This is a genomic window from Chitinophaga sp. (assembly GCF_036566945.1).
Lineage (GTDB): Bacteria > Bacteroidota > Bacteroidia > Chitinophagales > Chitinophagaceae > Chitinophaga.
Genome location: NZ_DATCVJ010001086.1, coordinates 1 through 3,305, shown reverse-complemented (window position 1 = coordinate 3,305; position 3,305 = coordinate 1). Strand labels below are relative to the sequence as shown.

At 35.0% G+C, this 3,305-nt stretch carries 3 protein-coding genes; 2 read left to right on the top strand and 1 reads right to left on the bottom strand.

Translation table 11 applies throughout. The features are described from left to right. The coding region (locus tag VIP81_RS32730; RefSeq protein ID WP_331972222.1) for a hypothetical protein at nt 1-690 on the top strand (690 nt) is incomplete at its 5' end. A gap of 238 nt (nt 691-928) precedes the next feature. Here the strand turns inward: VIP81_RS32730 and VIP81_RS32725 are convergent. Next, nucleotides 929-2,548: a reverse transcriptase domain-containing protein gene (locus VIP81_RS32725; RefSeq protein WP_331972219.1), complete on the bottom strand. Its 1,620-nt coding sequence runs from the start codon at nt 2,546-2,548 to the stop codon at nt 929-931. A 422-nt stretch (nt 2,549-2,970) separates the two neighbouring features. Between VIP81_RS32725 and VIP81_RS32720 the strand changes: the two genes are divergently transcribed. Beyond that, nucleotides 2,971-3,305 (top strand): hypothetical protein (locus VIP81_RS32720; protein ID WP_331972216.1); only part of this gene is annotated, 335 nt, incomplete at its 3' end.

Genomic DNA, 3,305 nt, shown 5'->3' with positions numbered 1-3,305 from the left:
ATTTCTCCGAAATCCATTTCTTTAAAACTTTTATGTCCATTACTTGATAATGCGTCATTGGAAGAAGATGATTTCCTACAAGACAAATGGGCAATATTATTATCCAATTTAGTAGATTCAGAAAGCAATATCCAGAATCATGTCTTCCCATATATTCTTGGGCAAATTTCAAAGACAGAGTTTATGATAATTGAAAAGGCATATTGGGAAAAAGTCGATCGTGAGAAAAAAATGAAGGCAGAGATCGTTGAGTGTAAATTGGAAGAAGAAAGTAAGTCAACTTTACTTGGGAAGGAATTGAAAGAATTAAGAGAAAAGAGAGATCTCTATAGAAGCGCAAATGAGCAATATTTTCATAGAATAAGAAGGCAGCGTGAGTTAGAAGAAGAATTACGAAAAATACCTGAAAAGTTGATAACGCTTGAATATAATTTGAAAAAACCTCAATCCATACCAGAGGATGGCATAAGAGAATTTGAGGTATCAAACCTAATCAGACTAGGTTTAATCAGGTTAATTCAAGAACCTTTTGCAGACGGGCAGACCTTGGAAATTCCAAACAAGCCTGAGCAACCATATCTTTTGGTGGACTTAGATATTGATCTTGGTTCAAACGATGAACACGTCCTTACAGAATTAGGGTTATTATTTATAGAAGCCTGCTCAGAAAAAAAATGTAGAAATCAATGAATTTAATACATGTTAAGGCCGCCTAAAATCGCTGCCAGCAAGTTGTATGGTTGTTACACAACCACTTGAAAAGCTGCCTCCAAAGTCGGCACTTTTACCAGAAAGAATCGCTCGGAACTCACGATTATCAATCTTCAAATCCGGGAATAATTATAAAGATATCGGCAGGCTAATAGCCTGCCGATCTTAAAAATTCGAATATAATTTACGATTCAATCAACTGAACAAGACTATTTTGTTAGTTCAATTTCAGCCTAAACGCAATCGCTCTATTAAGAATTTTAGTGTGATTTTTTAATTGATTTGAAATTGCCGGCTCATTCATTATTTCACTTGCCCTATCAACATATGTTAAATAATTACTCTTTATCATTCTTTTACCATGGACTTCTGGGGTTGCTACAAAATTGGTATTATTCGTTTTTGCTGACCCAAAACTCGCTTTCTTTATAACAACCCTGAACTCACCGAAGTCGTTTCTTTCCAATTTTTTATATTTTTTATCACGCGCTTTTTGGGTTAATGGGTAATTCGAATATAAATCATAAAGTTGACGTATGAAAATGACGGGCTTTTCGTCAGGCGCAGCAAGCTTTAAGGCAATCCTAGCTTTAGAGCGAACTGCACGCATCATTCTTCTATAGAATCTCGAGAGATTTGCAGACTTGATAAAAGTTCGATTTCCATCGAATTCGAATCCTAAATATGTTAGACGACTATTAGAAATGGTTTTTCCATCTTTAATTTTATTGCATATAATATTGCTTTTTGATTCAATGTTTGCAGATAAAGTATATTTAAATACCTCTGTTTTAGGTAGGCTTAATTTTACGAGGCTTTCATCTAAAGAGTTTTTAACTAACTCTTTTATTTGCCCAATATGTTCGACTGAACAAACAACCACTATATCATCAGAGTATCTCCTATAGAAAGCCCCCAATTGATGTACCGCCTTTTCAACTATCTCTCTATCAAATTTCAAAAGGTACAGATTTGCAAGTGTTGCACTAATCGGTAGCCCTTGAGGAATGCCAATGATCTCTTTTGATCCTTTATGATGAAAATGATTTTTGTAAACAGGAAGCCTTCTGGATTTTATCGCTTGCCGAAACTCTTTATTAGATTCAAAAAAAGAAAATTTTCCAAAATGGTTCCTAATTATAGCCAATCTTCTTTCGTTGAAGGCTTTTGGTTTGGAAATATTCTTGTTACAAAATCTTTTCAAATCGTTTAGTAAGACGTATGAAAACTTTGTAGTTGCTAAAAAGACTTTTTTATGATCGGGGCGGAGAATTTCAAATTGAAATAGGTCTTTCCAAGCTTTCTCTAACCTATCATGATTTAAGGTTGAAAAGAAACTTTCAATATCAAATGCAAGTACCGCACATTCACCCCATTCTATTGTTTTAATTCTTATTTCATCAAATACCTCCTTAGCAAAATGAATTGTACCTTTATGTTTTCCAGCATCTCCGGTGGGAATTTTTCGATAGGCTGTTACTGCCGAATTTAGATCAACGTGATCACATAAACATGATTCATACTTGTCTTGAATTAGGGAAGCGTAATATCCGTATATAATGGCATCCATATGGGGTGCATAGTGTAGTGGACGGCTTTTTGCTGTATGTTTTACTGCATTTCCCTTTTTGTATTTATGAAAGCGTTTTCCATCTACTTTTTTATACCTTCTCTCTTTAATAACAGTGTGGATAAGGGGATAAAAAGAATATCGTTGGACAAAACTCGGCGCCTTTATCCTAGCAATCAGTTTTTGCGAGCCCTTATTAATGTCGATTTGAGGAGTTAAATGTAAATATCCTTTGGCTTTTAGCCATTCCGGTTTGCTATTTTCCATAACTTAAAAAAAGACCTTGTGCATTTGTACGGTTATATCTACCTACATAACACTCAATGAAGAGCCGGACCAGTACCCAATTTCTTGGGCCACATTGTGTTCAATCTTTCGTACACTTACACCATCGCCATTAAACATCTTATATACATGCTTAAGACTATTAGCAAGATTACGCTATCTTTGACTGAGACGATCCTGTCAGCGGACACCCTTATCCGGGAGGCTGTAAACAGATTCATCTGCGATTCAAATCCCTATAACAATAGGTTTAACCTCAAAAACTTTTGTAAAGTTCACATGAGAATCATATAGTCCTGACCAATCGTAGGTAGCCCACGCAACAAGGTCTACCGCAAATATACCTTGATTTAATAAAATCTTGTAAATAATTAATTTAAAAATAAATATATAAATAAATATTCATGCTTAAGATTGGATCCGTTGTTGGGCTAAAGTCTCATCCACTGTGTTTACAATTTAATCAGGAGACAATTGTGATTGGTGGGGATGCGCAAAGTATTCCGCCGCTGATGGTTGTAGTCGAAACGTTATCGGAATTCGATGTGTCACAAAATAATTTTGTTATAAAGCAATGCAAGTGCATTTGGTATTCACATAAAACTCACACATTTGAAGCAGTATGGTTTTGGGTTTACCTACTATTTGAGTTTTTTTCAAATGAGCTAGAACATATTGCTCCGGGTATTTTTCCGGAAGTTGGGACTTTAGTCAGATTTAAAACAACTGGCATTGAATT

Bases quoted from the DNA above. Each gene is read 5' to 3' on its own strand.
- VIP81_RS32725 (WP_331972219.1), bottom strand. From the start codon at position 2,548: ATGGAAAATAGCAAACCGGAATGGCTAAAAGCCAAAGGATATTTACAT.